The sequence below is a fragment of the Pseudomonas sp. NPDC079367 genome (genome assembly GCF_044542195.1).
Taxonomy (GTDB): domain Bacteria; phylum Pseudomonadota; class Gammaproteobacteria; order Pseudomonadales; family Pseudomonadaceae; genus Aquipseudomonas.
On sequence record NZ_JBITTW010000018.1, the window covers coordinates 1 to 26,133 of the forward strand.

The window sequence follows — 26,133 nt, forward strand, 5'->3', positions numbered from 1 at the left end:
CCCTGGGCCCGGAAACCGTGACCCGCAAGGTAGTGTCGAGATTAAGGCCACGGGAAATCAGACGCAGCCAGGTGGCATCGTGTTTGCGCCGTAACCAGCGTTTGGATCAACAGCGCCTTCACCGGCGTTGTCGCCGCCTTTGGACGAGCAACCTACAGCTACAGCCATGGCCAGAGCCAGCGCAGCAAATTTACCAAACTTCAGCATTTCCATCGTGAAACTCCTAATGAACCCCAGTGTGTTAAGTAAAACGTGTAGCGCCCGCTCACTTCAGGTAAGGGGACCAGGACGGTTCTCTGACTTCGCCTTGAGCGGTAGGAAGCGGGAGCCTCACGCGTCCATTAATGGACACGAGCATCAAGACTCCCCGGCCCTGTTGGCGGGTGGCGTAGATTACCATGGTGCCGTTGGGCGCAACAGTAGGCGACTCGTCCAGAGTGCTATCAGTGAGGATCTTTACACTACCCCGCTGCAGATCCTGAGCTGCCACCTTGAAATTGGTGAAGCCATCCTGACGATGAATCATCACCAAAGTCTTTTCATCAGCCGACAGTTTCGGGTTGGCGTTGTAGTTGCCAACGAACGTCACACGTTCGGCACCACCGCCACTGGCGCTGGTTTTATAGATCTGCGGCTTGCCGCCACGGTCCGAGGTGAAGTAAATGGTCGAACCATCCTTGCCCCAGAACGGCTCGGTGTTGATGCCCGGGCCAGAGGTCACACGGGTGATCTGACGCGAACCGAGGTTCATTACGTAGATGTCCGGGTTACCGTCTTTCGACAGCACGAACGCCAGGCGGTTACCATCCGGCGACCAGGCTGGCGCGCCATTGAGGCCTTCGAAGTTGGTGATCTGCTCGCGGCGACCGGTGTCGATGTTCTGCATGAAGATGCGCGGACGCTTCTGTTCGAACGACACGTAGGCAATTCGCTTGCCATCCGGTGCGAAACGCGGCGACAGGATCGGCTCGCGCGATTGCAGCAGAGTTACTGCACGCGCGCCGTCATAGTCGGAGCGTTGCAGGGTGTATCGGGTGTTTTTCTCGGAGAAACGCTCAGCCGTTACGTACAGCAGGCGAGTCGAGAAAGCTCCTTCAATACCGGTCAGCTTCTGAAACGACTGATCGGAAATGAAGTGCGCCATATCGCGAATCTGATCGGTAGTACCGGAAACACTGCCGTCGGCCACTTTCTGTTCGGTGGCAACGTTGAACAGTGCCCACTGCACCTGCAGGCGACCGCCTGCCGGAGCGATGCTGCCGACCATCATGTACTGGGCCCCCACCGCCTTCCAGTCACGGAAGATGATTTCGCTCGGCTGGCTTGGCTGGCTGATCATGTTGGCTTTTGGAATCGGCGAGTAATAGCCCGAGTTGCGCAAATCGTTACCGATGATTTCCGCCATATCGTCAGGCAGCACCGCGCCGCCCTGCATGCCGAACGGTACGACCGCGATCGGAGTAGCCCGATCGCTACCGCTGGTGACCAGAATGTTCTTTTCATCTGCCGCCGCGATCCCTGCCATGCAGCAGATCACGACCAGCATTCCTCGAAGAAGGTTTCTCACAAGGCTAGATCCTCAGGTGTGAATGTCATCTTGAATGAACGATACGGAGCGAAATCGCTCGGCTTCATTCCCTGCATTTCTGTCAAACGTCCAATATTCTTCACTGCCGCAACTGCCGAGGCATCGAACGGACCGTCACCACTGGACTTGGCCACGGTGACCGAAGTCACCGTACCGTCCGGCAACATGCCGATTTGCAGCACGACCGTCATGCCTTTGCGCGCCGAAGGAGGACGAGCCCAGCCTTCTGCTGCGCGAGCGCGAATCAGGTCATCGAAACTGCCGGCGACTTCGTCACCCTGCTCATCGGCCAAGGCCTGCTGGCGCTGCGGCGTGTCGGAAAGCAGATCTGCCAGGGCCTGAGCCTTTTTGTCTTCAGCGGATTTACGTGCAGCTTCCTGCGCTTTCTTCTTCGCAGCATCGGCGGCAGCTTTCTTCTTCGCGTCTTCGGCGACTTTCTTCTTCGCCTCTTCAGCTTCAGCTTTCTTCTTGGCGTCTTCGGCGGCTTTCTTTTTCGCGTCTTCGACGATCTTTTTCTTGGCTTCTTCGGCAGCGGCTTTCTTCGCCTCTTCCTCAGCAGCCTTTTTCGCTTCGTCTTCAGCCTTCTTCTTGGCTATATCAGCCAATTGTTTCTCTTCGGCCTTTTTCGCTTCGGCTTTCTTCGCGTCGTCGGCTTTTTTGGCTTCATCAGCCTTTTTCGCTTCGTCCGCTTTTTTCGCCTCGTCGGCCTTCTTGGCCTCCTCGGCCTTTTGAGCCGCGTCCTCTTTCTTTTGTTCCGCCGCCTTCACCGCTTCCTGCTCGATCTTTTTCTGTTCCATCTGTTCGACTTCGGTCTGGCGCGCGGCGGATTTCTTCGCCTCACCCGCAATCTTCTGATTGGTCTGGGTAGTGGCCTGACTTTTCGATTTCAGCTGATACAGAGTCGCCTGGACAATCGGCTTGGCCGGCGGCAGTTCGGGCGTAAAGGCAAAACTGACGAACAGCATGCCGAACACGAGCACGTGCAGGACAATCGCCAGAACACTGGGCCAGAAGTAGCTTTCCGAGGCGGACGGCTCTCGCTGTTGCTGCATCAGGGGGCCTCGGTTATCAGACCAACGTTACCGACCCCGGCTTTCTGCAACCCGCCCATGGCACCCATGACGGCGCCGTAGTCGACAGTCTTGTCGCCACGAATGAACACCTGGGTGCGTTTGCCGCTCTCGGTGCCGGCGCGAATGATCTTGGTCACCGCGTCAGTCATTTGCGGCAGGGTCATGGCCCTGTCCTGTTGCTTCTCGGTGTCGACTTCGCTGCCAAGGTTCCAGTAGTAGGTCTTGTCAGCCTTGATCGAAATGGTCAGGACCTGGGTGTTGTTGTCCTGCGGCAAGGCTTCGCTGGAAACCTTGGGCAGATCAACTTTCACGCCCTGATTGAGCATCGGCGCGGTCACCATGAAGATGACCAGCAGCACCAACATCACGTCGATGTAGGGCACTACGTTCATCTCGGCGACCGGCTTGCGCTTTTTGCGAGCTCGAGCGATTAAAGCCATCGGGAAATACCTGCTTATTCTTCGCTGGTGTGCACTTTGCGGTGCAGGATCGCCTGGAATTCATCGGCGAAGGTGTAGTAGCGGCCCAGCAAGGTTTCGCTGCGGGCAGCAAAACGGTTGTAAGCGATGACCGCCGGGATCGCGGCGAACAGGCCGATCGCGGTGGCAATCAGGGCTTCGGCGATACCTGGAGCAACGGTGGCGAGGGTCGCTTGCTGAGCGCTGGCCAGACCGCGGAAAGAGTTCATGATCCCCCAGACGGTACCGAACAGACCGATGTACGGGCTGACCGAACCAACAGTGGCGAGGAACGGCAGGCTCTGCTCGAGCTTTTCTTCTTCACGCGAAATGGCCACGCGCATGGCACGGGCCACACCTTCCATTACCGCTTCAGGATCGACGCCTGGCTGCTGGCGCAGGCGGGAGAATTCCTTGAAACCGGCGCGGAAGATTTGCTCCACGCCCGAATCCGGATCAGGATTGCTGCCAGCCTGACGGTACAGTTTGGAAAGATCGATACCCGACCAGAAGCGCTCTTCGAAGCTCTCCAGGGCGCGTCGACCGGCACGCAGCAAGTTGCTGCGCTGAAAGATCATGATCCATGAGGTCACCGATGCGGCCACCAGGGTCAACATTACCAACTGCACCACGATGCTGGCATTGCTGACCAGGCTCCACATGGAGGAATGGTCGACGACGTTAGCTTCCACGCTTTATCTCCTGCTTTGAGTGTGTACCCGGGCCGACCGCGTCGGCGAAGGCCGCACGCAGGTCTTCGGGAAGGGCCCGGGGTTTCAAACTGTCGGTGCGCACGCAGGCCACCAAAAACTGCCCTTCGCAGAGCAGCACATTATCCGTGGCCCGCCTGACCTGCTGTCTGAAGCGCAGGCTGGCACGGTTCAATTCGGTTACATCAGCGCTTACCAGCAGTTCGTCGTCCAGTCGCGCCGGCGCGTGGTAGCGCGCTTCGCTGGAATGCACGACGAACAACAGGTCCTCTCCAGCAAGCTGCGATTGGGCAAAGCCCAGTTCCCGTAGCCGTTCGGTTCGAGCCCGTTCCATAAACTTGAGGTAATTAACGTAATACACGATGCCGCCCGCGTCGGTGTCCTCGTAATAAACGCGACAACGATGTGCGAACGGCTCAAGCCCGTTTTGCGCGCGCATACTCTAGTGCTTACTCCTCAGGTTGCCAATCCGGCCAGGCAACTGTTTTTCGTGGTTTCAGAGCTTTACCGCAAAAGTACCGTCGTCTGACAATACAAACCCTGAATAAATCACCAACAAATGTGTATCAATCGTCTGCGGCATCAAGAAAATCGTCTGCCAAGGGCATTTCGCCCATTCGTGACGGAATGTTTAAACCGAAATGCAGATACGCATGTCGGGTCACTACCCTGCCCCGTGGCGTGCGCATGATGTAGCCCTGCTGGATCAGATAGGGCTCGAGCACGTCTTCAATGGTGTGGCGTTCTTCGCTGATCGCCGCTGCAAGACTGTCGATACCTACCGGACCGCCGTCGAACTTCTCAATCATGGTCAGCAGCAGACGTCGGTCCTGGTGATCGAAACCGTGTTCGTCGACATCCAGCAGGTTCAGCGCCAGATCCGCTACCGACTTGGTGATATGTCCCTTGGCGCGGACTTCGGCGAAGTCGCGGACTCGACGCAGCAAACGGTTGGCTATTCGCGGAGTGCCACGGGCGCGCCGGGCAATTTCGAACGAACCCTCCGGATCCAGCGGCAGACCGAGAATGGCCGCCGAACGACTGACAATCGTCGCCAGATCCGCGGTGCTGTAAAACTCCAGGCGCTGGACGATACCGAAGCGATCACGCAGCGGATTGGTCAGCATGCCGGCGCGGGTGGTCGCACCGACCAGAGTGAACGGTGGCAGATCCAGTTTGATGGAACGCGCCGCCGGCCCTTCGCCGATCATGATGTCGAGCTGGAAATCTTCCATCGCCGGGTACAGCACTTCTTCAACGATTGGCGACAGACGATGAATTTCGTCGATGAACAGCACGTCGTGCGGCTCAAGATTGGTCAGCAACGCGGCCAGATCACCCGGGCGTTCCAGCACAGGCCCCGAGGTGCTCTTGATCGACACGCCCATTTCCTGGGCAATGATGTTCGCCAACGTCGTCTTGCCCAGCCCCGGAGGGCCGAAAATCAAGGTGTGATCGAGGGATTCACTACGGCCACGGGCAGCCTGAATAAACAGTTCCATCTGCTCGCGCACGGTCGGCTGGCCAATGTAGTCGGCCAGACTGACCGGACGAATCGCCCGGTCCTGGACTTCTTCGCGCTCACGCGGGCTGTGCGCGGCGGCGATCAGACGATCAGCTTCAATCACTTAAATCATTCCCTTCAGAGCGCGGCGGATCAGGTCTTCGCTGCTCAGGTTCTTGTCTTTGATCGCGGAAATCGCCTTGCTCGCTTCCTGCGGCTTGTAGCCCAGGGAGATCAATGCGCTGACCGCATCGGTCTCGGCGCTGTTGACCGGCGCCGGGCCGTCGGGCTGATTCGGCACCAGCGCGAACATTGCCGGGGAAGTTTCCCAGGCCTTGAAGCGATCTTTCAATTCGACCAGCAAACGCTCGGCGGTCTTCTTGCCAACCCCCGGCACTTTGGTCAAGGCCGAAGTATCCTGCGACTGCACGCAACGCACCAATTCGTCGACTTCCAGGCTCGACATCAGCGCCAGCGCCAGTTTCGGCCCGACACCGTTGAGACGGATCAGCTCGCGAAAAAAGTCTCGCTCACGCTTGCCGGCAAAACCATAGAGCAATTGCGCGTCTTCGCGTACGACCAAATGGGTGTGCAGGGTCAGCGGTTCACCGACCGACGGCAGACGATAAAGGGTGGTCATCGGCACTTCCACCTCATAGCCGAGGCCGTTTACATCGAGAATCAGGTGCGGCGGCTGTTTCTCAGCCAGGGTGCCGCGCAAGCGTCCAATCACGTTTTGAATCCTTGAGCGCTGGCCAGCCGTGGGCTGGCGACGAGTGAAGGTGGCTTGCGCGCCGGCAACACAGGCACCGCAACGTCACTTTCAGGAAAATTGATGCTGATGCTATCAGAGACGCAGGCGCCCGCCACGACTGCGTGCGGTTCCCAGACCGTGCGGCAGCAGACTTGAACGTGTGTGCGCATGGCAAATGGCGATAGCCAAGGCGTCGGAGGCGTCGATCTGCGGTTTGCTGGTCAGCTTCAGCATGTGCATGACCATCATCTGCACCTGCTCCTTATTGGCCGCACCGGTGCCGACCACCGCTTGTTTGACTTGCGTGGCGGTGTACTCGGCGATTTCCAGACACTCTTCAGCGCCGGCAACAATCGCAGCGCCGCGCGCCTGACCGAGTTTGAGCGCCGAGTCGGCGTTTTTTGCCATGAACACCTTTTCGATGCCCATGGTCACCGGGCCGTAGGTCTTGATGATCTCGCGCACGCCGCGATAGACGATTTGCAGGCGCTCATGCAGCTCGCCGGAGCCGGTGCGAATGCAGCCCGAGGCCACGTAGATGCAGCCGCCACGCCCGGTATCGCGGACGATCCCGTAACCGGTAATGCGCGAACCGGGGTCGATACCAAGAATTAGAGTCATAACGCCTGCAGTAAGAGCAAAAAAATTCAGAACAGCGAATTACCAATGTGGGAGCGGGCTTGCTCGCGAAAGCGGAGTGTCATCCAGCAACGCTGTTGCTGATACTCCGCCTTCGCGAGCAAGCCCGCTCCCACATTCAATCCTAGTCGCTCCTAGCCCAGCTGAGCAGCGACGTCTTCCGGAATGTCCGCGTTGGAATAAACGTTCTGCACGTCATCCAGGTCTTCAAGCATGTCGATCAGCTTGAGCACCTTCTCCGCACCTTCCAGATCCAGTTCGGCGCTGGTGGTCGGCTGCATGACGATTTCCGCGTCGTCGCCCTTGAACCCGGCCGCTTCCAGCGCGTTGCGCACTGCATAGAAACTGGTGAACGAGGTGAACACGTCGATCGAACCGTCTTCATGGGTGACCACGTCATCGGCATCGGCTTCCAGCGCCGCTTCGGTCAGTGCGTCTTCATCAACGCCCGGGGCGAAGCTGATCTGGCCTTTGCGCTCGAACAGGTAGGCCACCGAACCGTCGGTGCCGAGGTTGCCGCCGCACTTGCTGAACGCGTGACGCACAGCCGCAGCGGTGCGGTTGCGATTGTCGGTCATGCACTCAACCATCACCGCCACGCCGCCCGGGCCGTAGCCTTCGTAGGTCAGTTCTTCAACGTTGTCCGCTTCGGTGGCACCGGCGCCGCGCGCAACGGCGCGATCAATGATGTCGCGACTCATGTTGGCGCTCAACGCCTTGTCCAGGGCCAGACGCAGACGCGGGTTGGAACCCGGATCACCGCCACCCTGACGCGCCGCAACGGTCAGTTCACGGATCCACTTGGTGAAGATCTTGCCCCTCTTGGCATCCTGACGTTCTTTGCGGTGCTTGATGTTTGCCCACTTGGAATGACCTGCCATAACTTGCTCCGAATGCTCTTTGAAACCTTGCCCGCCCTGCGGGTGCAGCGACCGGCAATTGAAAAATTCGACCTGAGAAAGAAAAAAGGCGCATCCGAAGATGCGCCTTCAGGCCCGTCTTACTCAGCCTTTGGCGTTTCGCGCAGGCGAATGTGCAGCTCGCGCAATGCCTTGGCATCCACTACGCCCGGAGCCTGCGTCATCACGTCGGCAGCACTCTGGGTTTTCGGGAAGGCGATCACTTCACGGATCGACTGGGCGCCAGTCATCAGCATCACCAGACGGTCCAGACCGAAAGCCAGACCACCGTGCGGCGGTGCGCCGTACTTCAGCGCGTCGAGCAGGAAGCCGAACTTCTCTTCCTGTTCCGCTTCGTTGATGCCCAGCAGGCGGAATACCGCTTGCTGCATTTCCTTGCGGTGAATACGGATCGAACCGCCGCCCAACTCGGTGCCGTTCAACACCATGTCGTACGCACGAGACAGTGCGCCGGCCGGGTTGGCTTCAAGCTCTTGCGGGGTGCACTTCGGTGCGGTGAACGGGTGGTGCAGCGCGGAGAAGCTGCCGTCGTCGTTTTCTTCGAACATCGGGAAGTCGACGACCCACATTGGCGCCCACTCGCAGGTCAGCAGCTTGAGGTCGTGACCGAGCTTGATGCGCAGCGCGCCCAGGGCTTCACTGACGATCTTGGCCTTGTCGGCACCGAAGAACACGATGTCGCCATCGACTGCGCCAACGCGATCGAGGATCACGTTGAGCTTGTCTTCGGGGATGTTCTTCACGATCGGCGATTGCAGGCCTTCAACACCGGCAGCGCGCTCGTTGACCTTGATGTACGCCAGGCCCTTGGCACCGTAGATGCCGACAAACTTGGTGTAATCGTCGATCTGCTTGCGCGGCATGCTCGCCCCGCCAGGTACGCGCAGTGCGGCGATACGGCATTTCGGATCGTTGGCCGGGCCGCTGAACACTTTGAAATCGACTTCTTTCAACTGGTCGGCAACGTCGACCAGCTCCAGCGGAATGCGCAGGTCCGGCTTGTCCGAACCGTAGCGGCGCATAGCCTCTTCGAAGGTCATGTGCGGGAATTCGCCGAATTCCAGATCCAGCACTTCCTTGAACAGGTTACGGATCATCTGCTCGGTCAGGCCCATGATCTCTTTTTCATCGAGGAAGCTGGTCTCGATGTCGATCTGGGTGAATTCCGGCTGACGGTCGGCACGCAGGTCTTCGTCACGGAAGCACTTGGCGATCTGGTAGTAACGGTCGAAGCCGGCAACCATCAGCAGTTGCTTGAACAGCTGCGGCGATTGCGGCAGCGCGAAGAACGAACCGGCGTGGGTACGGCTCGGCACCAGATAGTCACGCGCACCCTCAGGGGTGGCACGGGTCAGGATCGGCGTTTCGACGTCGAGGAAACCGTTCTCGTCGAGGAAGCGACGGATGCTGGTGGTCATGCGCGAACGCAGACGCAGCTTCTCGGCCATTTCCGGACGACGCAGGTCGAGGAAGCGATAACGCAGGCGGGTTTCTTCGCCGACGTCGGAGAACTCGTTGAGCGGGAACGGCGGGGTTTCCGACTCGTTCAGCACTTCGAGCTCGTAACCCAGCACTTCAATCATGCCCGACGCCATGTTGGCATTGGTCGCACCGGCCGGACGCAGACGCACCTTGCCGGTGATCTTCACCACGTATTCGCTGCGCACGCGATCGGCGGCGGCGAAGCTCTCGGCGCGATCCGGATCGAATACCACCTGGGCCAGACCATCACGATCACGGATATCGAGGAAAATCACCCCGCCGTGGTCGCGGCGACGGTGAACCCATCCGCAAAGGGTAATTTCCTGGCCTTCCAGGCTTTCGTTCAGTTGGCCGCAATAGTGGCTGCGCATCATGGTGTCGTTCGCTTCTCGTAATTCGAAATTCGGTGGAGTAACCGTCGCCTTAAAGCAAGGCGGCCACTCACGCGTGTCGTTCGGTCAGGGTTTGAACCCTAGTCAGCTTTGTCGCCACCGGCCAGATTCTTCTTGGCTCCGGTCTTGAAATCGGTTTCGTACCAACCGTTGCCGCTGAGGCGAAAACCCGGCATGGACAGCTGTTTCTTCAGTTCGGGCGCCTGGCAGGCAGGGCAGTCGACCAACGGTGCGTCGCTGATCTTCTGAATGGCTTCCAACTGATGACCACAGGAAGCACATTGGTAATCGTACATTGGCATGGGGGTGTCTCGGCGATCAGATTGCTGCCGCGCGCAGGGCTTTGCGGCGAAAGCGCGGGATTATATCGATTAAATGCGCCCTGTGCAGCCGTAACACTGCACAGGCCGCAACCTCGTTGCAACAGCCGTTTCAGCGCGAAACTGCGGTTGCGAGGTCTTTATTTCCGTTCATGACGCATACCACCCGCACCAGCGCACTGAAGTTCTTCACCCCACCGTGACGCAGATGCACCTCACGGTCGACGTGCGACAGCAGTGTGCTGATAGAACAGTGATTGTCCTCGGCCATGCCGCCGAGGATGTTCCAGTAGACCTGCTCGAGTCGCAGGCAGGTCGCAAAACCGTTGAGCCGAATGGAACGCGACAACGGCCGGATCAGATTCATGTCGAACCCGCTGACAAACGGGTCGACTTTTATTACGTGCCGCGAAGCCGACATCCTGTCGCTTCGCCTGTCTGCTTCTACCATAGCGTTGACACTCCTTTGCCATGACTGCTGATTTATAAGGCAACATCCTGCGCCCTCATAAAAACCCAGTGACAAAGTTATCGCCATACGACTTGTTGACCAGCCTCGTAGGATAAGCCAACGACAACAGTAAGAGTCTGGACAGCGTGCGGACGGCCTCAAGCCGTCCGCAGCGGCCGGATCATTGCTCCAGTAGCGCGCGCAACATCCACGCGGTTTTCTCGTGCACCTGCATGCGCTGGGTCAGCAGATCAGCCGTCGGCTCATCGCTGACCTTGTCCAGCAGCGGGAAGATGCCGCGTGCGGTGCGGGTCACCGCTTCCTGGCCCTCGACCAGTTGTTTGATCATGTCCTCAGCGCTCGGCACGCCTTCCTCTTCCTTGATAGAAGACAGGCGTGCGTAGGTTGCGTAGGCACCCGGTGCCGGGAAGCCGAGTGCGCGGATGCGCTCGGCGATCGAATCGACGGCCAGCGCCAATTCGTTGTACTGCTCTTCGAACATCAGATGCAGCGTGCGGAACATCGGACCGGTGACGTTCCAGTGAAAGTTATGGGTTTTCAGATACAGCACGTAGGTGTCCGACAGCAGTCGCGACAGCCCTTCGACGATGGATTTGCGGTCTTCTTCACTGATACCGATATCAATAGCCATGCTTACCCCCTAACAGTGGTTGAGTTCATCCAGCAGGTTGGACATCACTTTAGCAAGGCGAGCTCACGCCCGCAGCTATGAATCCGTGATCAGGCTGCGACAAATCGCCCGTTTCTCTGCCGCTGGCCGGGCTGATTTGAGTAGCCGCAGGCTTTGCTGTTAAATAGGCAGCGTGTCGCCATGCCCCATTTTCCGGGGTGTTGCGCATAGGCTGATGCCGTGTACGTGTCCACCGCCTCTTATTTTGTCCTGAAGCGAACCGTGCGCCTTCAGCTCTTCCTTGTGAGCCGTCATAACGTGAGCCAATCAAAATGTTGAAAATCGTCCACCTGCTAATGGGCGCAGCAGCCTTGCTGCTGTCGTTCATACCCAGCCTGAAAGCCGAAGCCGTTCCTTACCTGCAACAGCCCGATGCACTCTACCTGGCCTTTTTCGGCCTACTGAACCTGGTCATCGCTCCAGTGATTCCCTACTGGAACAAAGGCCCGCGCCAGCATCTGCAAAATCTGGTCAGCGCCCTGCTGGTACTGACCGTCGTCCTGCAAACCCTGACCCTGATCGCGCCGATGCCGGTCATCGCTGGCCAGCCGGCCGTGTTGTTCAGCCTGGTGATCGCCCTGGTTGCCGTGGTGCTGCACCTGGCCATCAGCTTCTACAAGTCGTCACCGGCCGCTGCGCCGACCAGCTATGACATGAGCAATCGCGATACCGGCACCGTGAAGTGGTTCAACACTTCCAAGGGTTTCGGCTTTATCTCGCGGGATTCCGGCGATGATATTTTCGTGCACTTTCGCGCCATCCGTGGCGAAGGCCACCGCGTTCTGGTCGAAGGCCAGCGCGTTGAGTTCTCGGTGATGAACCGAGACAAAGGCCTGCAAGCCGAGGACGTGATCGCCGCTCTGCCGCGTCGCTGATCCAAAGCCAAAAAAAACCGCGAACAGCCTGGCTGTTCGCGGTTTTTTTGTGCCTGTCGAATGACTCAATAATGCGGCGGTGGCGCATCTTCTTCAAAAGCACCGAACTGCCCGACCATTTCTTCGTGACGCTTGATCAGTGCTTCCATCTGCAATTGCAGGCGCTCGATGACTTTCTGCTGCGCCACCAGCACATCGTTCAATGCCTGAATGGTGTCATCCTGAAAGGCCAGACGGCTTTCCAGATCGGTTACGCGCTCTTCAAGGCTCATGACTCAGCCCTCCACAAAGGTGAATTCTTCGGTCAGCACCAGACGCAAGCGCTCGCGAATGGCTGCTACCTGTTCCGCGCTGTACGGCTTGGCCGGGTGCCTGCCCCAGACCGGCGCCGGCCAGGCAGCATCATCACGTTTGCGCACAATGACATGCATGTGCAATTGGCTGACAACGTTGCCCAAGGTTGCCACGTTCAGCTTGTCGGCGTCGAACGAATCCTTGAGCAACTCGGCCAGCGTGGTGGTTTCCCGCCAGAGCTGCTGCTGGTCGGCGACATCCAACTGAAACAACTCGCTTATATCCTCGCGACGAGGCACCAGGATGAACCACGGGTAATGGCTGTCGTTGGACAGCAACAGCCGGCACAACGCAAAGTCGCCGATAACCAGGGTGTCCTGTTGAAGTCGTGAATCCAAAGCAAACACTGTACGTACTCCCGGCTGATCCTATATCTCAGCTTTGCGGCGGCTCCCGAGAGCAGCGCGCCAAGCGACAGAACCGCAGCATACCTGCGAATGCAGTGGCCTTCACGCCAGCCCCGACAGTTAATTGCCCAACGCTCCGACTTGGGACATTTGTTTCATTTGCGCACCAACACAGCCCCGGACATGAGCCTTTACGCGAAGAGGCGCATGAAAACCCCTGATATGGTGAGCCTGGACTCAGTCGCCGGCAGATTTCCGCAGACCCGATCATGAATTTTTTGCACCAAAAATGCACACACCGTCTACGCTCATTGGGTCAGGCATCCGCCAAATACTCACTACGGGGTGAACCGGTAACGTTTTTGGTTGTCATGCGCGCCTTTGGTGCGTTGCAACACCATAGAGAGACTCTCGTCAAGGCCGGGACAAAGCGGGCCCGAGAGCCCGTTTTCACAAGGTTTTCACATACGCAGGCGCCACAACCAAAAATAACCGCACCGATTTTGCGGTTTGTGCACGCTTGTTGCATTCGTAATCGCATGGACTATAAGCGCACCATTGGAATCGGTCGCCGGCATCCAATAAAAACAGTGGCAGGGTTGCCCGATGGAGATTCAAGTGTTTTGCCAGGGACTCTTTTTTACCGATGCAAAAAGGCCCCTAAACAGCGAGAAAGTTGTCAGTCCGGCTGTATCGGTACTGTGAATTTGCGACATCCAGCGCTCCTTTTGCGACAACGCCGTAAAGAAGCTGAAAGGTTGATTTCGCAAGTATCGCCAACAATGTCGGCGTGATATAAGTTTGCGCCGACACAAAAAGAAAGAGCCGCCCAGATAATAAAACAGGTGGGACGGCAGTACTCTTCTAAAAACCAAAGGAGCAAATCACGATGCGCGTGATGAAGTGGAGCATGATCGCCCTGGCTGTTGCAGCAGGCACCTCGCAGTTCGCAATGGCGTCTTCTCAGGATGAAGCCAAAGGTTTTGTTGAAGACAGCAGCTTCAGCGTCAAGACTCGCATGCTGTATATGAACCGTGATTTCAAGAACGAAAACCTGAAAAGCAGCCCGTCGGGTGAGCGCCAGGGCTATCGTGAAGAAACCGGTATCGGCATGCATGCCATTTACGAGTCCGGCTTCACCCAAGGTACCATCGGTGTAGGTGTTGACGCTTTCGGTCTTGGCTCCATCAAGCTGGACACTGGACGCGGCCGCACTGGCAACGGTCTGTTCGCTGCCGATAGCGACGGCAGAGCTGAAGATACTCAGTCGAAAAGCGGTGGAGCAGTCAAGTTCCGTCTTTCCGACACCGTCCTGAAATACGGTAACCAGTTTGTCGCCAGCCCGGTTTTTTTCCACCGACGACAGCCGCTTGCTGCCTGAGACCGCTACCGGCACCATGCTCGTATCCAAAGAGATCCCGGGCCTGGAACTGAGCGCTGGTCGCTTTACCGCGCTGAGCGCGCAAAGCCAGATGGGTCGTGACTCCATCGTTGAAGGTGGCCTGAAATCCGCTGACATCGCCGGTGCTACCTATCAGTTCACCGACAGTTTTGTAGCCGGTGTTGCAGCATCCGACGTGGAAGACCACTTCAAGAAGCAATACGTCAACCTGAACTACACCCTGCCGATCAACGACGAACAGTCTCTGAACTTCGATTTCAACGGGTACAAGAGCAAGAGCCAGGGTCAAGACCTGTCCGGCGACATCGACAACCGCATCTGGTCCCTTAGCGCTGCTTACAGCATCGGCGCGCACAAATTCACCCTCGCCCACCAGCGCTCCAGCGGTGACACCGGTTACGTGTACGGCGTGGACGGCGGCGGCACTATCTTCCTCGCCAACTCCGTGCAGTACTCTGACTTCAACGGTGCAGACGAGCGTTCGTGGCAGGGCCGTTATGACCTGAACATGGCTACCTTCGGCGTACCTGGTCTGAGCTTCATGACCCGTTACATCAAAGGTGACAACATCAGCACCGGCGCTGAAGAGGGCAAAGAGCACGAACTGGACTTCGAATCCAAATACGTTATGCAAAACGGTCCAGCGAAAGACTTGTCTTTCCGCCTGCGTAGCGCCTGGTATCGCTCCAACACTTCTTACAACGGTGGTGATAACAACGACCTGCGTTTGATCGTTGAATATCCACTGAGCATCCTCTAATAAGGTTGCGAAGCTGACGTACTGTAGAGCTCTGCTCTAACAAAACCGCCCTCCTGAATCAGGAGGGCGGTTTTTTTTATGGATGAATAACTGATCAAACAGACAAACATTAGCCAGCTACTTATTAGCCAGCATAGTTTTATCACGCCAATAAAAAACCCGAGAGTATGCACACTGCTCGGGTTTGATATTAGTTGCTGACTCCCAGGCCAACTTAAAAGACGATTACTGCGTGGCAGATTCCTGCACTACACGTATAACCCGCTGCGGAAATGGAATATCAATCCCCGCCGCCTTCAAACGATCCCGCGCCTGTTCATTGAACATGAACATCACATCCCAATAGTCCGCAGTCTTGACCCAGACACGTAGGGAAACCGTGATCGAGCTATCACCCAATGTCGAAATCACCGCCTGTGGTTCCGGGTCCTGCATGACGCGGGGATCCTTGGCCAGATCCAGCAATACCTGACGGGCTTTCTGCAGATCCGCCTCGTAATCCACGCCGACATCAAACACGACTTTGCGCGTTGGCTGGCGGTTGGTGTTGGTGATGATGCCGTTCGACAGATTGCCGTTGGGCAGGATGATGGTCTTGTTGTCGCCGGTACGCAGCACGGTGTGGAAAATCTGGATGCTGTCGACGGTACCCGCTACACCTTGGGCTTCGATCCAGTCACCGATGCGGAACGGGCGGAACAGCAGGATCAGCACACCGCCAGCGAAGTTGGCCAGGCTGCCTTGCAAGGCCAGACCGATCGCCAGACCGGCAGCACCGATGGCCGCGACGAACGAGGTGGTTTCGACGCCGATCATCGACGCGACGCTGACAATCAGCAGCACCTTGAGAATGATGTTGGCCAGGCTGCTGATAAAACCTTGCAGCGCGAGGTCGGCATTGCGCAGAGCGAGCAGACCGCCGAGCTTTTGCGTGACCTTGTTGATCAGCCACCAGCCGATGGCCAGGGTAATCACTGCCAGCAGTACGCGGCTGCCGTATTCCATGATCATCGGGATCCACGCCTGGGACGCCTTGACCAGGTGGTCCACTTCCGCATTCAAATCCATGTTCTATCTCCTGATTTCCGGCTTCCCGGGGTGTATTCAAAAACAACTGTGGGAGCGAGCTTGCTAGCGAAAGCGATAGGTCATTGAGCTAATGAATCGCCTGACACACCGCTTTCGCGAGCAATCTCGCTCCCACAAGTCATCCGATCGAAGTCAGTCGCGGAAGTTGTTGAACTGCAGCGGCATGCCAAATTCCTTGGCACGCAGGGCCGCGATGGCTTCCTGCAAATCGTCGCGCTTCTTGCCGGTCACACGTACCTGCTCGCCCTGAATAGCGGCCTGCACTTTCAATTTGGCTTCCTTGATGTGGCCGACGATCTTCTTCGCCAGCTCTTTGTCGATGCCTTCCTTGAGGATGGCGTCCTGCTTCATCAGCTTGCCGGAAGCGTAAGCGTCCTTGACCTCGAGGCACTGCACGTCGATCTTGCGCTTGGTCAGCGCCAGCTTGAGGATTTCGATCATCGCTTCGAGCTGGAAAGCCGCTTCGGCGGTGAGGCTGACGGTCAGGTCTTTTTCCTTGAACTCGAAGCTGCCTTTGCCTTTCAGGTCATAACGACGATCGAGTTCCTTCACGGCGTTCTCGACCGCGTTGGTGAGTTCGTGTTTGTCCAGTTCGGATACCACGTCGAACGACGGCATGTAATCTCTCCAATAAAAAGGCGCGCTCGATGCGGATGGAGCGCGCTTGGCTTGCGGTTAAAATCGGGCTCATTATAACGGGTCTTTTCCTACCGATACGGCGAGCCGCACATGCCTGCAAGCAATCGAGCAAAAAACTGATGTCGACTACCTGGCACGTACTTGGCGCCGGCAGCCTCGGCACACTCTGGGCGACACGTCTGGCCCGCGCCGGCCTGCCCGTGCGGTTGATCCTGCGCGATGCGGCGCGCTTGCAAAGCTATACGGCGGGCGGCGGATTAACCCTGGTAGAAAACGGACAAGCTCATACCTATGCAGTTCCCGGCGAAACCCCGGACAGCCCCGAGCCGATTCGGCGTTTGCTGGTCGCGTGCAAGGCCTACGATGCCGAAGAAGGCGTGGCCCGCCTCGCTTCACGCCTCGCGCCGGACGCCGAACTGATTCTCTTGCAGAACGGCCTCGGCAGTCAGGACGCCGTCGCCGCGCGCGTGCCGCACACGCGTTGCATCAGCGCCTCCAGCACCGAGGGCGCGTTTCGCGATGGCGATTGGCGCGTGGTGTTTGCCGGCCACGGCTTCAACTGGCTGGGCGATGCGGCAAATCCGCTGGCGCCGGTCTGGCTGGACGATCTGCAAGCGGCGAACATTCCCCATGAGTGGAACGCTGACATCCTCACCCGGCTGTGGCGCAAACTGGCGCTGAACTGCGCGATCAATCCGCTGACCGTGCTCCACGACTGCCGCAACGGCGGGCTGGCAGAGCATCACTGCGAAGTCGCCACGCTCTGCGCCGAACTGGCCGAACTGCTCGAACGCTGCGGCCAGCCGGCTGCGGCGCAAAACCTGCAAGCGGAAGTCGAACGGGTGATCCACGCCACCGCTGCCAATTACTCGTCGATGCATCAAGACGTCGCCAATCAGCGCCGCACCGAGATCAGCTATCTGTTGGGTTACGCCTGCAAGGTTGCCGAGCGCCATCAGTTGCATCTGCCGCATCTGCATCAATTACAGCAACGTCTGGTGGCGCATCTGCGCAAGCGCGGATTGCCCAGCGACTGAGCAGCCGCTAGGCTGACCACTTGTTCCCTTGCAGCGATAAACCTGATGCCATTGCGCGAGCGCCTTGAAAACCTGCCGGTCGGCCAGAAACTGCTGGCCGCCTTGCTGGTGTTGTTGACCACGGTTCTGCTGGTCGCCAACCTGACCTTCATCAGCGCCGCCTACTATATTTCCCAGGAAAGCATGGCGCCACAGGCGCTGCAGACCATCGGCCGACTGATCGCCAATCCGAGCCTGGTCAGCGATGCGCTTGAGTCGCCGCGCAGCGCCGAGCGCCTGCTCAAGGAACTCGACAGTTATTCACCGCTGCGCGCCGCCGCCCTGTACGACGGCAAGGGTGAACGTCTGGCGCAAGTGCAGCGCGGCGAAAAACTCAGTCTTCCCGAACGCTACCGCCATGTCGAAGCCTGGCAACTGACCGAGTTTCGCAGCAATCAACTGATCACCCTGCCCCGCCCCGGTGCTGCGCCGGGACATCTGTTGCTGGTGGCCAGCAGCGAACTGCCGATGGCGTTCTACACCGGCACCCTGACCGCCAGCCTCGGCATCCTGATTTTCAGCGTGCTGCTGTGGCTGGTGATTGCCCGGCAGATCAAACGTCTGATCACCCGGCCGATTCATCAGCTGGAGGAGCTGTCGCGACAGGTTACCCGCGAAGAGAACTACGCCCTGCGCGCCGCGCGCGGCAACCACGACGAAATCGGCAGTCTGGCCGAGGCATTCAACACTATGCTCTCGCGCATCGAAGCCCGCGAGCAGCAACTGAAACGCGCCCGCGACGACTCGCAAGCTGCTTACGACCAGGCGCAAGGCTTGGCCGAGGAAACCCGCCACACCAACCGAAAACTCGAACTTGAAGTCCAGGTGCGCAGCAAGATCGAGAAGAAGCTCACCGGCTTCCAGAACTACCTCAACAGCATCATCGACTCGATGCCTTCGGCGCTGATCGCCCTCGACGAGCAACTCTACGTCACCCAGTGGAACCAGGAAGCCAGCGCCCTTTCCGGCACGCGCCTGGACGAGGCGTTGAATCAGCCGATCTTCCTCGCCTTCGAACCGCTCAAGCCATTTCTGCCGCAGCTCAAGGCCACCGTCGAACAGCACACCGTGGCCAAAGTCGACCGGGTGACCTGGTTCAAGGACGATGAACCCAAGCATTACGCGCTGACGTTTTATCCGCTGATGGGCGGTGCCGGCCGTGGCGTGGTGATCCGTATCGACGACATCACTCAGCGTTTGTCGCTGGAAGAAATGATGGTGCAGTCGGAGAAGATGCTGTCGGTTGGTGGCCTCGCGGCCGGCATGGCCCACGAGATCAACAACCCGCTCGGCGCGATCCTGCACAACGTGCAGAACATTCGCCGGCGTCTGTCGGCGGATCTGCCGAAGAACATCGAGACCGCCGAACAACTGGGTATCGAACTGGATGCGGTCAATCGTTACCTGCAGGGCCGCGAAGTACCGCAGTTGCTCGATGGCATTCAACAGGCCGGCGCCCGCGCGGCGAAAATCGTCACACACATGCTCAGCTTCAGCCGCCGCAGCACCCGGCAAATGGCGCCGTGCGATCTGCCGGCGCTGATCGATCAAGCCGTGGAAATCGCCGGCAACGACTTCGATCTGGCCATCGGCTTCGACTTCAAGGGCCAGGCGATCATTCGTCAGTTCGACCCGGCCCTCGGCCCGGTGCCGGGCACCGCCAACGAGCTGGAACAGGTGCTGCTCAATCTGCTGAAAAATGCCGCCCAGGCCATTCATCAGCGCGAAGATGACAGCGAACCGGGACGGATCATTCTGCGCACCAGGCTCAATCCGCCATGGGCCGAGATTCAGGTCGAGGACAACGGCATCGGCATGAGCGAGAACGTGCGCAAGCGCACCTTCGAGCCGTTCTTCACCACCAAGGAAATCGGCCAGGGCACCGGCCTGGGGTTGTCGGTGTCGTACTTCATCATCACCAACAACCACAAAGGTCAGATGGAGGTGCAGTCGGCGCCCGGCCAGGGCACTTGCTTCACCCTGCGTCTGCCGCTGGCGCAACCTGCGCCGCTGACCACCGAAACCAATTCACTACCGAGGTAACCCATGGGCTTTCGCTTGTCGAAGATCTACACCCGCACCGGCGACAAAGGCGAAACCGGCCTCGGTGACGGCCGCCGCGTACCGAAGGATCACCCGCGCATCGAGGCGATCGGCGAGGTCGATACGCTGAACAGTCAGGTCGGCGTGCTGCTGGCCGGATTGCTCGCCGAGCGTGGAATGCACCCAGGGCTGAATGAAATCATTGAGGTGTTGGCGCCGTGTCAGCATCGCTTGTTCGACCTTGGCGGTGAACTGGCAATGCCGGCATATCAGGCATTGAACGAGGCCGAAATCCAGCGCCTCGAAGCGGCAATCGATGTCTGGAATGAAGAGCTGGGGCCGTTGGAGAATTTCATCTTGCCGGGTGGCTCGATGCTGATCGCACAGGCGCATGTCTGCCGCAGTCTGGCACGCAGTGCCGAGCGACGCTGCCAGCATTTGAATGCGTCGGAGCCGTTGGCCGGGGTTGGCCTGGCGTATATCAACAGGTTGTCGGATTTGCTGTTTGTCGCGGCGCGGTTGATTGCGCGGCGCCAGGGGGTGGCGGAGATTTTGTGGCAGCCGGCTGCAAAACCTTAAATTTGCAGTGATGTGAAGGACGCCTTCGCGAGCAAGCCCGCTCCCACAGTTGTCCGTTTTCCTTCAGTTGGAATGCAGTCGAATGTGGGAGCGGGCTTGCTCGCGAATGGGCCAGCAGCCTTGACACTCAATCAGGCCAGAACGCCCGAATCCCCGCCACGCCCTGCGCCCCGACACCCCAGGCTTTTTCGCGCTCCGCCGGCCCGACTCCACCGAGCAGAAACACCGGTTTGCTGAAACCCTCAATCAATGCCGCAGCCTGCTCCCAACCCAACGGCTGTGCGTCCGGGTGCGTCAGCGTCGGCTGCACTGGCGAGAGGGTGACGAAGTCGACGCCCATCTGCTCGGCCAGCGTCAGCTCTTCGGCGTTATGGCACGACGCCGCGAGCCAGCGCTCGGCCGGCAACGGACGCCCCGCTGCAGCGTATTTACGCAGTTGCGCAGCGGTGATGTGCCAGCCAGCAGACGGGAAATCACCGAGCCATTCGAACGGCCCTTTGATCATCAACTGCGCCTTGCCCGCGCACAGGCCCACCGCGTCGACCGCCAGGTCGCGGTATTTCGGGTCGTAGCCGTTGGGGGCGCGCAGCTGGATCAGTTTGGCACCGCCGGCAATCGCCTTCTGAATGCCGCGCAACAAGGCCGGTCCTTCCAGATCTTCCGGCGTGATCAGATATTCGGCAGGCAAGCGCGCCGCCGCGACGATCGGCTGGTTGGCCGCCGGGAACTCGTAGTCGATCAGTTCCCTGGCAGTGACCCAAGCCAATGGCTGACCTTCAGCGCCATGGGGTTCACCGCTGAACGCCGACACTTCCCAGACATCCAGCAAGACCTGTTTGTCCGGGTAATCGTGGCGAACCTTGATCAACGGCCGGGCAGCGTCAACGACGATGCCCAGCTCTTCGTGCAGCTCGCGAGCCAGTGCCGATTCGACTGACTCGTCCGCCTCGACCTTGCCACCGGGAAATTCCCACAAGCCACCCTGATGCTGAGTGTCGGCGCGGCGGGCGATCAGGATCTTGCCGGCGCCGTCACGAATGACGGCAGCGGCGACGTGGACGCGTTTCACGGGTGCAATTCCTCCAATCCAGCCTTTTGCCATGCTTTGAAGGCGGGCCACTGGTAGACGGTTTCGACATAAGCTTCGTCGACTGCCGGCAACTTCACCTGATAGGTGCGCAGGCGCACGGCGATCGGCGCGAAATAAGCATCAGCGAGGCTGACGCGACCGAACAGGTACGGCCCTTCCTCCGTGGCCGCCGCGCGGCATTCAGCCCAGAGCGCGAGCATGCGTTCGATATCGACCTTCACTTCCGGCGGCACCGGGTTCAGCGGCGCGTCTTGACTGAGGTTGAACGGCATGTGGTTGCGCATGGCGAAGAAGCCGCTGTGCATCTGCGCGCAGGCGGAGCGGGCCTGGGCCCGGGCGAAGGTATCGCTCGGCCAGAGTTGCTCGGACGGGAACTGTTCGGCGAGGTATTCCGCGATCGCCAGCGAATCGGCGATGGTGCCGCGCGTGGTCTGCAACAGCGGCACCTTGCCGGTCGGCGAATGCTTGAGCAGGCGCTCGCGGGTGTCGGGCTTGCCGAGTTTGATCAGCTCTTCGCTGTAGGGGGCGCCGGTCATCTCCAGCGCCAGAGCTGCGCGCAGGGACCAGGAGGAAAGCAGCTTGTCGCCGATGATCAGGTGCAGGGACATGGTGTGGCGCCTTTTCGTCAGAGGAAACTTCAAGATTTATTGTGTCGGAACCTCCGCTTTCGCGAGCAAGCTCGCTCCCACAGGTTTTGAGGTGAACACAACATTTGTGAACGGCCGTAACCACTGTGGGAGCGAGCTTGCTCGCGAAGAGGCCAGCAGCCCGCTCCCACCTTTCAGGTCAAGTCCGGTATTCAGCGTTGATCTTCACGTATTCATGCGACAGGTCGGTGGTCCAGATGGTTTCGCTGCAATCGCCGCGGCCCAGTTCAATGCGGATGGTGATTTCTTCCTGCTGCATTACCGCCGAGCCCTGAGCTTCAGTGTAGGACGCGGCGCGGGCGCCACGGCTGGCGATGCACACGTCGCCGAGGAACACGTCGATCTTGCTCACGTCCAGGTCCGGCACACCGGCACGGCCCACGGCGGCGAGGATGCGGCCCCAGTTCGGATCGGAGGCGAACAGCGCAGTCTTGATCAGCGGCGAGTGGGCCACGGTGTAACCGACATCCAGGCATTCCTGGTGGTTGCCGCCGCCATTCACTTCAACAGTGACAAACTTGGTTGCACCTTCACCGTCACGCACGATGGCCTGCGCCACGTCCATGCACACGTCGAACACCGCTTGTTTCAGCTTGGCGAACAGCTCGCCTTCAGCGCGGGTGATTTCCGGCAGCGCGGCTTGACCGGTGGCGATCAACATGCAGCAGTCATTGGTCGAAGTGTCGCCATCGATGGTGATACGGTTGAACGACTTGTTCGCGCCGTCGAGCATCAGGTTGTGCAAAACGTCGCGGGAGACTTTGGCGTCGGTGGCAATGTAACCGAGCATGGTCGCCATGTTCGGGCGAATCATGCCGGCGCCTTTGCTGATGCCGGTGACGGTGATGGTCACGCCGTCATGCTCGAACTGGCGGCTGGCGCCCTTGGGCAGGGTGTCGGTGGTCATGATGCCGGTGGCAGCGGCTTCCCAGTTGTTCTCTGAAAGGTCGTCCAGCGCGGCTTGCAGTGCGCCTTCGATTTTCTCGACCGGCAGCGGCTCGCCGATCACACCGGTGGAGTACGGCAGAATCTGGCTGGCATCGACGCCGGTCAGCTCGGCCAACTTAGCGGTGGTGCGCTCGGCAGCGGCCAAGCCAGGCTCGCCGGTGCCGGCGTTGGCATTGCCGGTGTTGGTCAGCAGGTACCGCACGGCGTTGTGCACGCGCTTTTTCGCCAGGATCACCGGCGCGGCGCAAAAAGCGTTCAGGGTGAACACCCCAGCCACGGTCGAACCTTCAGCGCAGCGCATCACTACCACATCCTTGCGCCCCGGGCGCTTGATGCCGGCCGAGGCGATACCGAGTTCAAAACCGGCAACCGGGTGCAACGTTGGCAAAGGACCAAGACCAACAGCCATGAATGCGCTCCTTACTCAATGATGTCAGCACCGCCACGGAAAAGGACGGTGAAATAAATGGCAAAACGCCGCGACGGCAGGAGCCGGTCGCGGCGCGGGTGTTCAGCGATTGAAACGGGGTTTACTGGATCTGCCCGTGGCAATGCTTGTATTTCTTGCCCGAACCGCAGTAGCACAGTTCGTTGCGGCCCAGCTTCTGCTCGTTGCGAACCGGGGCAGCAGCGGCGGCCAGCGCCACATCAACCTCTTCACCCAACGCTTCCGGCTGATCCAGCCCCGGCGCTTCGGCGTGTTCGAATTGCATGCGAGCCGCCAGCGCTTCGGCCTCCTGACGCAGACGTTGTTCTTCGGCTTCCGGATCTTCACGGCGCACCTGAACGTGCGATAGCACACGGATCGAGTCGCGCTTGATCGAATCGAGCAGTTCGGAGAACAGCGTGAACGACTCGCGCTTGTATTCCTGCTTCGGGTTCTTCTGCGCATAGCCACGCAGGTGGATGCCGTGACGCAAGTGGTCCATGGTCGACAGGTGGTCTTTCCACAGGTCGTCCAGTACGCGCAGAACGATCTGTTTCTCGAACGAGCGCAGCGCCTCGGCACCGGCCTGGTCTTCTTTTTCGTTGTACGCGGCGATCAGCTCGTTCATCAGCTTCTCGCGCAGGGTTTCTTCGTACAGGTGATCGTCTTCGTCGAGCCATTGCTGGATCGGCAGCTTCACGCCGAAATCGCTTTCGATCGACGCTTCCAGACCGGCCACGTCCCACTGCTCTGGCAGCGATTGCGGCGGAATGTGGGCGCTGACGGTAGCGTTGAGCACGTCCTGACGGAAGTCGGCGATGGTTTCACCGATGTTGTCAGCGGCCAGCAACGTGTTACGCATGTGATAGATCACTTTACGCTGTTCGTTGTTGACGTCGTCGAACTCGAGCAATTGCTTGCGGATGTCGAAGTTGCGGCCTTCAACCTTGCGCTGCGCCTTCTCGATCGCGTTGGTCACCATGCGGTGCTCGATCGCTTCGCCCGGCTGCATGCCCAGGGCTTTCATGAAGTTCTTCACCCGGTCGGAGGCGAAAATGCGCATCAGGCTGTCTTCCAGCGACAGGTAGAAGCGGCTCGAACCGGCATCGCCCTGACGGCCGGCACGGCCACGCAGCTGGTTGTCGATACGACGCGATTCGTGACGCTCGGAGGCGATCACCTGCAAACCGCCGGATTCCAGCACCTGCTGGTGACGCTTCTGCCAGTCAGCCTTGATCTGGGCGATCTGCTCAGGGGTCGGGTTTTCCAGCGAAGCGACTTCCACTTCCCAGTTGCCGCCCAAGAGGATGTCGGTACCACGACCGGCCATGTTGGTGGCGATGGTCAACGCCCCCGGACGACCGGCCTGAGCAATGATTTCAGCTTCTTTTTCGTGGAACTTGGCGTTCAGAACCTTGTGTTCGATGCCTTCTTTGACGAGCAATGCGGACATGTGCTCGGACGTCTCGATGGTCGCGGTACCCACCAGTACCGGACGACCGGCCGCCATGCTCTCCTTGATGTCCGCCACGATCGCCGCGTATTTCTCCTCGGCGGTGAGGAACACCAGATCGTTGTAGTCCTTACGTGCCAACGGTTTGTTCGGCGGGATGACCATGACTTCCAGACCGTAGATCTGGTGGAATTCGAACGCTTCGGTGTCTGCGGTACCGGTCATGCCGGACAGTTTGGTGTACAGACGGAAGTAGTTCTGGAAGGTGGTCGAGGCCAGGGTCTGGCTCTCGGCCTGAATGTTCAGACCTTCCTTGGCTTCGATGGCCTGGTGCAGGCCTTCGGACAGACGACGGCCCGGCATGGTACGACCGGTGTGTTCGTCGACCAGTACGACCTGACCGTCCTGGACGATGTATTCGATGTTGCGGTTGAACAGTTTGTGCGCACGCAGACCGGCATAGACGTGGGTCAGCAGACCGAGGTTATGCGCCGAGTACAGGCTCTCGCCTTCGGCCAGCAGGCCGACGCGGGTGAGCATCTCTTCGATGAACTGGTGACCGGCTTCGTTGAGTTCGACCTGACGGGTCTTTTCGTCAACGGTGTAATGACCGGCCTTGGTGACCTGGCCTTCGACTTCCTCGACGTGCAGTTCCAGCTGCGGGATCAGTTTGTTGATCTCCATGTACAGCTTGGAGCTGTCCTCGGCCTGACCGGAAATGATCAGCGGAGTCCGCGCTTCGTCGATGAGGATGGAGTCGACTTCGTCGATCACGGCAAAATTGAGTTCACGCTGGAATTTTTCATCCATGCTGAACGCCATGTTGTCGCGCAGGTAGTCGAAACCGAATTCGTTGTTGGTGCCGTAGGTGATATCGGCGGCGTAGGCGGCACGCTTCTCTTCCGGCGGCTGGAACGGCGTCACAACGCCGACGGTCAGGCCGAGGAATTCATACAGCGGGCGCATCCAGTTAGCGTCACGGCGGGCCAGGTAGTCGTTCACGGTCACAACGTGCACGCCCTTGCCGGACAGTGCGTTGAGGTAAACACCCAGGGTGGCCACGAGGGTCTTGCCCTCACCGGTGCGCATTTCGGCAATCTTGCCTTCGTGCAAGGTCATGCCGCCAACGAGTTGTACGTCGAAGTGGCGCATGCCCATCACACGCTTGCCGGCCTCGCGGGCTACGGCAAAGGCTTCCGGCAACAGCTTGTCGAGGGTTTCCCCTTTGGCGATACGGGCCTTGAACTCGGCGGTCTTGGCGCGCAATTGATCGTCCGAAAGGGCCACCATTTGCTCTTCGAAGGCATTGACGAGCTGCACCGTCTTGAGCATGCGTTTGACTTCACGCTCGTTCTTGCTTCCAAAAAGTTTCTTTAACAAAGGCGCAAACATATCGGCAGGATCTTCCACACTAAAGGGATG

Annotated in this window: 25 protein-coding genes and 2 pseudogenes; 5 read left to right on the top strand and 22 right to left on the bottom strand. The window is 59.1% G+C overall.

Annotated elements, in window-relative coordinates:
- Positions 1–78 precede the first annotated feature (78 nt).
- From ACIGDJ_RS15775 to ACIGDJ_RS15840, 14 genes and pseudogenes are all read right to left on the bottom strand, one after another.
- Positions 79–213, bottom strand: a pseudogene (locus ACIGDJ_RS15775) (peptidoglycan-associated lipoprotein); the annotation flags it as partial.
- Positions 214–265: 52 nt separating this feature from the next.
- Positions 266–1,546, bottom strand: coding sequence for a Tol-Pal system beta propeller repeat protein TolB (gene tolB, locus ACIGDJ_RS15780; protein ID WP_178081141.1), 1,281 nt, complete (start codon positions 1,544–1,546; stop codon positions 266–268).
- Between the two features lie 17 nt (positions 1,547–1,563).
- Positions 1,564–2,640 carry a cell envelope integrity protein TolA gene (gene tolA, locus ACIGDJ_RS15785; RefSeq protein ID WP_101155750.1) on the bottom strand — a complete coding sequence of 359 codons (1,077 nt, stop codon included), beginning with the start codon at positions 2,638–2,640 and terminating at the stop codon, positions 1,564–1,566.
- Positions 2,640–3,092: a protein TolR gene (gene tolR, locus ACIGDJ_RS15790; protein ID WP_397479459.1), complete on the bottom strand. Its 453-nt coding sequence runs from the start codon at positions 3,090–3,092 to the stop codon at positions 2,640–2,642. The genes tolA and tolR overlap by 1 nt, the downstream gene beginning before the upstream one ends.
- A gap of 23 nt (positions 3,093–3,115) precedes the next feature.
- Positions 3,116–3,811 carry a protein TolQ gene (gene tolQ, locus ACIGDJ_RS15795; protein ID WP_008080223.1) on the bottom strand — a complete coding sequence of 232 codons (696 nt, stop codon included), beginning with the start codon at positions 3,809–3,811 and terminating at the stop codon, positions 3,116–3,118.
- Complete coding sequence (ybgC, locus tag ACIGDJ_RS15800; RefSeq protein WP_397504570.1) at positions 3,801–4,268, bottom strand: tol-pal system-associated acyl-CoA thioesterase; 468 nt, start codon at positions 4,266–4,268, stop codon at positions 3,801–3,803. The genes tolQ and ybgC overlap by 11 nt, the downstream gene beginning before the upstream one ends.
- 127 nt (positions 4,269–4,395) lie before the next feature.
- On the bottom strand, positions 4,396–5,457 hold the full coding sequence (gene ruvB / locus ACIGDJ_RS15805; RefSeq protein ID WP_101155746.1) for a Holliday junction branch migration DNA helicase RuvB: 1,062 nt from the start codon (positions 5,455–5,457) through the stop codon (positions 4,396–4,398).
- Positions 5,458–6,066, bottom strand: a complete 609-nt coding sequence (gene ruvA / locus ACIGDJ_RS15810) for a Holliday junction branch migration protein RuvA (protein ID WP_024014088.1) — start codon at positions 6,064–6,066, stop codon at positions 5,458–5,460.
- Positions 6,067–6,180: 114 nt separating this feature from the next.
- Positions 6,181–6,708, bottom strand: coding sequence for a crossover junction endodeoxyribonuclease RuvC (gene ruvC / locus ACIGDJ_RS15815; protein WP_016773501.1), 528 nt, complete (start codon positions 6,706–6,708; stop codon positions 6,181–6,183).
- A gap of 152 nt (positions 6,709–6,860) precedes the next feature.
- Complete coding sequence (locus tag ACIGDJ_RS15820; protein WP_034153419.1) at positions 6,861–7,607, bottom strand: YebC/PmpR family DNA-binding transcriptional regulator; 747 nt, start codon at positions 7,605–7,607, stop codon at positions 6,861–6,863.
- 119 nt (positions 7,608–7,726) lie between these two features.
- On the bottom strand, positions 7,727–9,502 hold the full coding sequence (gene aspS, locus ACIGDJ_RS15825; protein ID WP_064365013.1) for an aspartate--tRNA ligase: 1,776 nt from the start codon (positions 9,500–9,502) through the stop codon (positions 7,727–7,729).
- Between the two features lie 98 nt (positions 9,503–9,600).
- The gene (locus ACIGDJ_RS15830; protein WP_016773499.1) at positions 9,601–9,822 is read right to left on the bottom strand and encodes an FmdB family zinc ribbon protein; all 222 of its coding nucleotides are present in this window, start codon (positions 9,820–9,822) and stop codon (positions 9,601–9,603) included.
- A gap of 130 nt (positions 9,823–9,952) precedes the next feature.
- On the bottom strand, positions 9,953–10,291 hold the full coding sequence (locus tag ACIGDJ_RS15835; RefSeq protein ID WP_101155742.1) for a ribbon-helix-helix domain-containing protein: 339 nt from the start codon (positions 10,289–10,291) through the stop codon (positions 9,953–9,955).
- A gap of 181 nt (positions 10,292–10,472) precedes the next feature.
- Positions 10,473–10,943, bottom strand: a complete 471-nt coding sequence (locus ACIGDJ_RS15840; protein WP_101155740.1) for a Dps family protein — start codon at positions 10,941–10,943, stop codon at positions 10,473–10,475.
- Between the two features lie 311 nt (positions 10,944–11,254).
- Between ACIGDJ_RS15840 and ACIGDJ_RS15845 the strand changes: the two genes are divergently transcribed.
- Entirely contained in the window at positions 11,255–11,857 is a 603-nt protein-coding gene (locus tag ACIGDJ_RS15845; RefSeq protein WP_101155738.1) for a cold-shock protein, read from the top strand.
- Positions 11,858–11,922: 65 nt separating this feature from the next.
- On the opposite strand, the gene ACIGDJ_RS15850 is transcribed toward ACIGDJ_RS15845, so the two are convergent.
- Entirely contained in the window at positions 11,923–12,129 is a 207-nt protein-coding gene (locus tag ACIGDJ_RS15850; RefSeq protein ID WP_039758193.1) for a SlyX family protein, read from the bottom strand.
- A 3-nt stretch (positions 12,130–12,132) separates the two neighbouring features.
- Positions 12,133–12,558 (bottom strand): HIT family protein, encoded by a 426-nt coding sequence (locus ACIGDJ_RS15855; RefSeq protein WP_397479455.1) that lies wholly within the window; start codon positions 12,556–12,558, stop codon positions 12,133–12,135.
- 889 nt (positions 12,559–13,447) lie between these two features.
- On the opposite strand from ACIGDJ_RS15855, the pseudogene ACIGDJ_RS15860 reads away from it, so the two are divergent.
- A pseudogene (locus ACIGDJ_RS15860) lies at positions 13,448–14,720 on the top strand (OprD family porin).
- A 225-nt stretch (positions 14,721–14,945) separates the two neighbouring features.
- On the opposite strand, the gene ACIGDJ_RS15865 reads toward ACIGDJ_RS15860, so the two are convergent.
- Positions 14,946–15,788, bottom strand: coding sequence for a mechanosensitive ion channel family protein (locus tag ACIGDJ_RS15865; protein ID WP_016773492.1), 843 nt, complete (start codon positions 15,786–15,788; stop codon positions 14,946–14,948).
- A 153-nt stretch (positions 15,789–15,941) separates the two neighbouring features.
- Entirely contained in the window at positions 15,942–16,427 is a 486-nt protein-coding gene (locus ACIGDJ_RS15870; protein ID WP_016773491.1) for a YajQ family cyclic di-GMP-binding protein, read from the bottom strand.
- Positions 16,428–16,567: 140 nt separating this feature from the next.
- Between ACIGDJ_RS15870 and ACIGDJ_RS15875 the strand changes: the two genes are divergently transcribed.
- From ACIGDJ_RS15875 to ACIGDJ_RS15885, 3 genes are read left to right on the top strand one after another with little or no spacing between them, the layout of a single operon-like run.
- Positions 16,568–17,485, top strand: coding sequence for a putative 2-dehydropantoate 2-reductase (locus tag ACIGDJ_RS15875; RefSeq protein WP_397479454.1), 918 nt, complete (start codon positions 16,568–16,570; stop codon positions 17,483–17,485).
- 45 nt (positions 17,486–17,530) lie between these two features.
- The gene (locus ACIGDJ_RS15880) at positions 17,531–19,567 is read left to right on the top strand and encodes an ATP-binding protein (protein ID WP_397479453.1); all 2,037 of its coding nucleotides are present in this window, start codon (positions 17,531–17,533) and stop codon (positions 19,565–19,567) included.
- A gap of 3 nt (positions 19,568–19,570) precedes the next feature.
- The gene (locus ACIGDJ_RS15885) at positions 19,571–20,146 is read left to right on the top strand and encodes a cob(I)yrinic acid a,c-diamide adenosyltransferase (protein WP_101155728.1); all 576 of its coding nucleotides are present in this window, start codon (positions 19,571–19,573) and stop codon (positions 20,144–20,146) included.
- Positions 20,147–20,273: 127 nt separating this feature from the next.
- Here the strand turns inward: ACIGDJ_RS15885 and ACIGDJ_RS15890 are convergent, their stop codons facing one another.
- The 4 genes from ACIGDJ_RS15890 to secA all read right to left on the bottom strand — a co-directional run bounded on the left by ACIGDJ_RS15890 (position 20,274) and on the right by secA (position 26,103).
- Complete coding sequence (locus tag ACIGDJ_RS15890) at positions 20,274–21,215, bottom strand: Nudix family hydrolase (protein WP_101155726.1); 942 nt, start codon at positions 21,213–21,215, stop codon at positions 20,274–20,276.
- On the bottom strand, positions 21,212–21,844 hold the full coding sequence (locus ACIGDJ_RS15895) for a glutathione S-transferase family protein (protein ID WP_101155724.1): 633 nt from the start codon (positions 21,842–21,844) through the stop codon (positions 21,212–21,214). The genes ACIGDJ_RS15890 and ACIGDJ_RS15895 overlap by 4 nt, the downstream gene beginning before the upstream one ends.
- Positions 21,845–22,022: 178 nt before the next feature.
- Positions 22,023–23,240 (bottom strand): bifunctional glutamate N-acetyltransferase/amino-acid acetyltransferase ArgJ, encoded by a 1,218-nt coding sequence (gene argJ / locus ACIGDJ_RS15900; protein ID WP_101155722.1) that lies wholly within the window; start codon positions 23,238–23,240, stop codon positions 22,023–22,025.
- Positions 23,241–23,361: 121 nt separating this feature from the next.
- Positions 23,362–26,103, bottom strand: coding sequence for a preprotein translocase subunit SecA (secA, locus tag ACIGDJ_RS15905; protein WP_397504571.1), 2,742 nt, complete (start codon positions 26,101–26,103; stop codon positions 23,362–23,364).
- Between the last annotated feature and the right edge of the window lie 30 nt (positions 26,104–26,133).

What these genes read in the sequence shown, in the direction of transcription:
- ACIGDJ_RS15835 (WP_101155742.1), bottom strand. Translation starts at nt 10,291, where the DNA reads ATGGTAGAAGCAGACAGGCGAAGCGACAGGATGTCGGCTTCGCGGCAC.
- tolB (WP_178081141.1), bottom strand. Translation starts at nt 1,546, where the DNA reads ATGCTGGTCGTGATCTGCTGCATGGCAGGGATCGCGGCGGCAGATGAA.
- ACIGDJ_RS15830 (WP_016773499.1), bottom strand. Translation starts at nt 9,822, where the DNA reads ATGCCAATGTACGATTACCAATGTGCTTCCTGTGGTCATCAGTTGGAA.
- ACIGDJ_RS15820 (WP_034153419.1), bottom strand. Translation starts at nt 7,607, where the DNA reads ATGGCAGGTCATTCCAAGTGGGCAAACATCAAGCACCGCAAAGAACGT.
- ACIGDJ_RS15870 (WP_016773491.1), bottom strand. Translation starts at nt 16,427, where the DNA reads ATGCCGTCGTTCGACGTGGTATCCGAACTGGACAAACACGAACTCACC.
- secA (WP_397504571.1), bottom strand. Translation starts at nt 26,103, where the DNA reads ATGTTTGCGCCTTTGTTAAAGAAACTTTTTGGAAGCAAGAACGAGCGT.
- ACIGDJ_RS15895 (WP_101155724.1), bottom strand. Translation starts at nt 21,844, where the DNA reads ATGTCCCTGCACCTGATCATCGGCGACAAGCTGCTTTCCTCCTGGTCC.
- ACIGDJ_RS15850 (WP_039758193.1), bottom strand. Translation starts at nt 12,129, where the DNA reads ATGAGCCTTGAAGAGCGCGTAACCGATCTGGAAAGCCGTCTGGCCTTT.
- ACIGDJ_RS15845 (WP_101155738.1), top strand. Translation starts at nt 11,255, where the DNA reads ATGTTGAAAATCGTCCACCTGCTAATGGGCGCAGCAGCCTTGCTGCTG.
- tolA (WP_101155750.1), bottom strand. Translation starts at nt 2,640, where the DNA reads ATGCAGCAACAGCGAGAGCCGTCCGCCTCGGAAAGCTACTTCTGGCCC.
- ACIGDJ_RS15865 (WP_016773492.1), bottom strand. Translation starts at nt 15,788, where the DNA reads ATGGATTTGAATGCGGAAGTGGACCACCTGGTCAAGGCGTCCCAGGCG.
- argJ (WP_101155722.1), bottom strand. Translation starts at nt 23,240, where the DNA reads ATGGCTGTTGGTCTTGGTCCTTTGCCAACGTTGCACCCGGTTGCCGGT.
- ACIGDJ_RS15880 (WP_397479453.1), top strand. Translation starts at nt 17,531, where the DNA reads ATGCCATTGCGCGAGCGCCTTGAAAACCTGCCGGTCGGCCAGAAACTG.
- ACIGDJ_RS15875 (WP_397479454.1), top strand. Translation starts at nt 16,568, where the DNA reads ATGTCGACTACCTGGCACGTACTTGGCGCCGGCAGCCTCGGCACACTC.
- aspS (WP_064365013.1), bottom strand. Translation starts at nt 9,502, where the DNA reads ATGATGCGCAGCCACTATTGCGGCCAACTGAACGAAAGCCTGGAAGGC.
- ACIGDJ_RS15885 (WP_101155728.1), top strand. Translation starts at nt 19,571, where the DNA reads ATGGGCTTTCGCTTGTCGAAGATCTACACCCGCACCGGCGACAAAGGC.
- ACIGDJ_RS15840 (WP_101155740.1), bottom strand. Translation starts at nt 10,943, where the DNA reads ATGGCTATTGATATCGGTATCAGTGAAGAAGACCGCAAATCCATCGTC.
- ruvC (WP_016773501.1), bottom strand. Translation starts at nt 6,708, where the DNA reads ATGACTCTAATTCTTGGTATCGACCCCGGTTCGCGCATTACCGGTTAC.
- ybgC (WP_397504570.1), bottom strand. Translation starts at nt 4,268, where the DNA reads ATGCGCGCGCAAAACGGGCTTGAGCCGTTCGCACATCGTTGTCGCGTT.